Source organism: Polaromonas sp. P3_C2 (assembly GCF_056402675.1).
On the sequence record NZ_JBFUGX010000299.1, the window covers coordinates 1 to 5,143 of the forward strand.

Annotated in this window: 5 protein-coding genes and 1 pseudogene; 2 read left to right on the plus strand and 4 right to left on the minus strand. The window is 60.8% G+C overall.

Annotation, left to right across the window (positions count from 1 at the left end):
- On the plus strand, positions 1-595 hold a 595-nt coding region (locus AC1DWI_RS13410), incomplete at its 5' end, for a transporter substrate-binding domain-containing protein (protein ID WP_477725001.1).
- Positions 596-636: 41 nt separating this feature from the next.
- On the opposite strand, the gene AC1DWI_RS13415 is transcribed toward AC1DWI_RS13410, so the two are convergent.
- Together AC1DWI_RS13415 and AC1DWI_RS13420 are read right to left on the minus strand one after the other, a co-directional pair.
- A complete protein-coding gene (locus AC1DWI_RS13415; protein WP_477668095.1) occupies positions 637-1,479 on the minus strand; it encodes a DUF2726 domain-containing protein in 843 nt (280 codons plus the stop codon).
- A 173-nt stretch (positions 1,480-1,652) separates the two neighbouring features.
- Positions 1,653-2,990, minus strand: a complete 1,338-nt coding sequence (locus AC1DWI_RS13420) for a hemolysin family protein (protein WP_477668096.1) — start codon at positions 2,988-2,990, stop codon at positions 1,653-1,655.
- Between the two features lie 23 nt (positions 2,991-3,013).
- Here AC1DWI_RS13420 and AC1DWI_RS13425 point away from each other — a divergent pair, with 23 nt between their 5' ends.
- Positions 3,014-3,880, plus strand: coding sequence for a symmetrical bis(5'-nucleosyl)-tetraphosphatase (locus AC1DWI_RS13425; protein WP_477725002.1), 867 nt, complete (start codon positions 3,014-3,016; stop codon positions 3,878-3,880).
- Here AC1DWI_RS13425 and AC1DWI_RS13430 read toward each other — a convergent pair.
- Together AC1DWI_RS13430 and AC1DWI_RS13435 are read right to left on the minus strand one after the other, a co-directional pair.
- Positions 3,877-4,797 carry a YihY/virulence factor BrkB family protein gene (locus AC1DWI_RS13430; RefSeq protein ID WP_477668098.1) on the minus strand — a complete coding sequence of 307 codons (921 nt, stop codon included), beginning with the start codon at positions 4,795-4,797 and terminating at the stop codon, positions 3,877-3,879. The genes AC1DWI_RS13425 and AC1DWI_RS13430 overlap by 4 nt on opposite strands.
- Before the next feature lie 168 nt (positions 4,798-4,965).
- A pseudogene (locus AC1DWI_RS13435) lies at positions 4,966-5,143 on the minus strand (DEAD/DEAH box helicase); the annotation flags it as partial.

A 5,143-nucleotide genomic window follows, 5' to 3' on the forward strand; every position in this document is an offset into this window, starting at 1 on the left:
GTCTGAAGGCAGTGTCGATTTGCTGTGCGAGAACGTGACCGACACACCGGAGCGCCGGACGCGGATGGATTTCTCGACACCGATTTTTATCGAAGCTGTCCAGGTGGCGGTGCGGACCAAAGACAAACTCAGCGCACTCGACCAACTGCAAGGCAAAAGCATTGTGGGCATTGCCGGCACCACCGTGGTTCCCGCGCTGGATCTTTACGCGCAGCAGCATTCATTGAAGTGGCAACACGCCAAAGCAGTCAACGCGGATGCCGCCCTCGGACAGTTGCAACTGGGCTGGGCGGCAGGGTACGCCCGCGACGGTGTTGCGCTCGCCGCGCAATTGGCGAGCCTGCCCAATGCAGGCGATTACCTGATCCTGCCCGAACGCCTGTCCGTAGAACCTATTGCCATCGCCTACCGCAAGGGGGATGCAGTCATGGGTGACCTGGTGAACGCCTCTATCAAGGAATCCATGCGCAGCGGCGCAGCGCAGGGCTGGTATGAACAATGGTTTTTAAAACCCATGAAACCGGGCGGCAAACCGCTGACAACCGTGATGCCGGCGGAAACGAAGGCATTGTTTGACACCGCGAAAGCAAATTGAGTAGAGCCTGAAGGCCGCAACACCGCTACGGCTTTAAACGTTCAGGCGTTGGTGCCGTTCGGCGTATCCGGCTCTTCCGGTGTGATGAAAGAGTCTTCCCACTGCACAGCAAAATTGTGGTCGGCATTGTCATGAACAATGCCTGAACCGGTACTGAGCGGGTCGAAATTGGTGAACCGTATCCTGCGGTTGCGTTCCAGCTTGGCTTGCAGGCTGCTTCGGGCTGCCGCGATGTCCATGCTGGCGACTTTTGGCGCGTCCTCCAGGAGGGTTCCGTTGGCTGCACGCATGGTATCGGGCACGGTGGCCATGGCATCGGCGTCGGCATCCACCTCAACTGGCAAGGCCAAGGGAGGCTCGCCCAGCACGGCGGGTTCGTCGTCCGACAGGTCGATTTCTCCGAGGAACGCCGCGCGAACATCTTCCAGGGAGGGAAGGTTGCTCGCACGCACGACGGCGTAGGCAATCCCGCATTCTTCAAACAGCTTGCGCTTGAGGTCGCGGTTACTGGCCTTGAGCCCACGGGGACCGGGAACATCCAGGCAACCAATGACGGTTCCATCCGCGGCGCATACAGTGAAAGTGCAGTAAACGGTTTTCAGCAATTCAAAGGAACGCTGCCCTTCGGCTTCGGTTCGCGGCGAGACAAAGCGGATGACAGGGACTTTGATCAGGACATGGTGGTCAAAAAAGGCCCGCTGAAGCCAATGCCACACGTCCTGTTCGGCCTCCAGTAGCAGTGGCCTTGGCTGCAGGTGCCAATGCGCGGGAAGGCGCCGTTTTTTGCGCGCGGAACGCGCCAGCCAGCCATGGTGGCAGGCTGCTCCCGTCGCCATTGCAGACACCGCCGTCGCAGTGAGCGCCAACACAAAAACATCAAACATGAGTGCCTTAACTTTTTTTCAGTTTAAACACAGCCCCGTTAAGTTACAACTATTTACGTATGAAGGTGTTGTGAACGCGACTCATATTGAATCCAATCTACCTAAAAGCGGCCTTTTTTCACATATATGTTCCGCCAATACAACCCAAGTGGTCTACTGGTAGAAACAGATATTTACATATTGGGATCGACCGGGATGGGGCTGGCCAGGATCTTGTCGATCCGCTTGCCATCAAGGTCAAGAACTTCGAAGCGCCAGCCCGCGCATTCCACCCGCTCGGCGGTTTTCAGCAACCGCCCCGAAACGCTTTGAAGCAGGCCAGCCACCGTGTTGTAACGCCCCCGGCCTTCCTCTGGCAGTTCCCTGATATCCAGACGGGCCTTGAGTTCGGAGACAGGCATGACACCGTCAATGAGCCAGCTGCCGTCCTCCCTTTCGGTCGCCCACGCGTCCATCTGCGCGCCGGGCTGCAATTCACCGGTGATGGCTTCCAGCATGTCCATGGGCGTCATGAGACCCTGCACAACCCCGTATTCATCGACCACAAACACAATGCGGGTGGAGCGGGCCCGGAACTGCTCCAGCAATTCCATGCCCGTGAGCGTTTCCGGCACGAAGACCGCCGGCACTGCATAAGCGCCGATACGGTCGGTCACTGAAGGCACTGCGCCTGCGCCCTGGGTTGATGGCACAGGCTGGATCTGGCCGCGCAGCGCGAGCAACTTGGCCACATTGACCACGCCCACCACGTCATCGAGGCTGCCGCGGCACACGGGATACCAGGAGTGGCCGGTGGCGCCGGCCTTGTCGATGGCTTGGGCAATGGTGTCGGAAGCATCGAGCCACTCGATGTCGGAACGCGGCAGCATCAGTGAAGTGAGCAGGCGGTCATCCAGCAAAAACACGTTTTGCACCATCTGGTGTTCATGTTCCTCAATCAGGCCGGCGTCCACGCCCTCCTCCAGGCTGGCTGCGATTTCTTCTTCAGTGACGGCCCGGCCGGCGCTGTTGTCGATACGCAGCAGCTTGAGTACCGCCTGCGTGCTGATGGACAGCAGCCTGACGAAGGGCTTGAAGCCCGTCGCCACCCACATCATGGGCCTTGAAACCAGGCGTGCGACGGTTTCCGGGTAGAGCTGCCCGATGCGTTTGGGCACCAGCTCGCCAAAGACGATGGTGATGAAGGTGATGACTGTCACTACCAGCGCRGTGGCAGTAATCTCGGACGCGCGCGGCCGCACGCCGAAGGTCTGGATCCACGCTGCCAGGCCGCTGCTGAAAGCCGCCTCGCCAATAATGCCGTTGAGCATGCCGATGGAGGTGATGCCGACCTGCACCGACGAAAGGAACTGCGTGGGATTGTCCAGCAGTCCCAGCGCTGCCAGCGCCCCCTTGTCGCCGGATTCGCCCATGGCCGAGAGCCGGGCTTTGCGGCTCGAAGCCAGTGCCATCTCCGACATGGCAAACACACCGTTGAGCAAGGTCAGAAAAGCAATCAGGAAAAAGTCCATGGGGCCTGGCGCAAAATAAACACATGTCACTTTACTGTATCGGCGACCTGCAGGGTTGCCACGCACCTTTTCAGCGATTGCTGGACAGGATCGATTTCTCCCCCAGCCGCGACACTCTCTACATCCTTGGCGACCTGGTCAACCGCGGCCCCGGCTCCCTTCAGGTGCTGCGCAGCCTCTCGGCATTGGGCGACGCTGCGCAATGCCTGCTCGGCAACCACGACCTGCACCTGCTGGCTGTGTGGCAAGGCGTGCGCAAGCCGGGCCGCAGCGACACCGTACAGGACATCCTCGAGGCCAAGGACAGCCRCGCGCTGCTCGACTGGCTGCGCCACCGCGCCATGGCCATCCATCGCTACGGGTGGCTGATGGTGCATGCGGGCGTGCTGCCGCAATGGACTGCGGCGCAAACCGTGGCGCTGGGCTCAGAGGTGGAGCAGGTGCTGCGCGGCAGCCATCTCAAGGACTTTCTGCAGGCCATGTACGGCAACACGCCTGATCACTGGAGCGACAGCCTGCAGGGCGCCGACAGGCTGCGGGTCATCGTGAACGCGCTCACGCGCCTGCGTTTTTGCACACCCGAAGGCGTGATGGACTTCAGCAGTACCGACGGCCCCGGCAGCGCGCCAGAAGGCCACCTGCCCTGGTTTGATGTTCCCGGCCGGGCCACAGCAGATACGCCGGTGGCGTTTGGCCACTGGTCTACGCTGGCCAGCAGCAAGAACAGCACACCCACCCTGCGCAACAACACCTTGCCACTCGACACCGGCTGCGTGTGGGGCGGCTGCCTGACGGCGGCCAGATTGGGGGCGGCGCCCGGCGAGTTTGAACTGGTCAGTGTGCAATGCGAAGAAGCGCAAAAACCTGGCAAGGCCGGCAAGTCGGCTTAAACCGGTTGCCGCGCGGCACTTGCCTCATCCGCCCAGGCCCGGGCCATGCTTGCAGCCAGCAACAGCACAGCCGACGAAAAGTAAATCCACATCAGGATCACCACCAGTGAGCCCGCCGCGCCATAGGCCGACACAATCGCAGCGGTCGAAAGATAAAAAGCCATCAGGTGCTTGCCGACCGCAAACAGGATGGCCCCCGCGGCGGACCCCATCACCAGATAGCGTAAAGCGGGCTTGGGGCCCACGCTCATTTTCATGAGCGCCACAAAGAGCACCACGCAAAAGCAGAAAGACACGACCTCATTGAGGACCCAGGCGATCTTCTCAATCGGCAAATAACTGCCCGCCCAGCCTGAGAGAAGACTCAGAAAAGTCGAGATCGCCAGCGAAACCAGCAAGAGAAAACCGAAGGCCAGGATGTAGGCCACACCCCGCAACCGCAAAGAAGCGCTGTGCCACCATTTCTGCTGCGGGAGCTCGCCACTGCCTTGCCGCCACAAGCGCTCAAACGCATCCTGCAGTTCGGCAAAAACGCCGGTCGCACCCGACAACAGCAGCGCAAAAGCAAACAGCGAAGCCGTGATGCCCTCTGAAGGAGCCTGGGCACTTGAAAGTGCCTGCTGTACCACCTGTGCGCCCTGCGCGCCGATAACGCTGCGGATTTGATCCACCAGACTGGTTTCGATATACCGGCGGTCCAGCCACCAGCCAAGCACTGCCACCATCAGCACCAGCAACGGCGCCAGGCTGAGGATGCCGTAGAACGACATGGCCGCGCTCATGCGCATGCCGCCTGCATCAATCCAGTGGCCGATGGCCTGCCACAGGGGCCGGTAAAGAGGCCTGAAAATCTTCTGAAGGGAAGAAAGCGCGAAGGCCGGCGAGGCCTGAACATGCGGATCGGGTTTCTCCATCATCCCGGAAGCTTAGGAAACCCGCAGCAAAGACCCAACCGGACAGCAGCTCCCCGCACCGTAGGCGTGAACCGACGGGAATATGGAAACTGGTAGAGAAAATCGGGTAGAGGCGCTGCTCAGCGCCCCGCAATGAACCGGTGCTGGACCGGCTCACCCTGGCCGGTTGTCTTAACCGGCTGTCTTGAACAGCGCTGCGACTTTTTTCTTCGGCTTGATATTGGCCGACACACTGCTGCGCGCGGGGGCAGCTTTGGCGGCGGCTTCCCAGGCGGGCGTGGCATCGGGCGCAGCGGTTGGTTCGTAGGGCTGGTCAAAAAACGGGTCACGCGGCGCCGCCGGCTGGCGA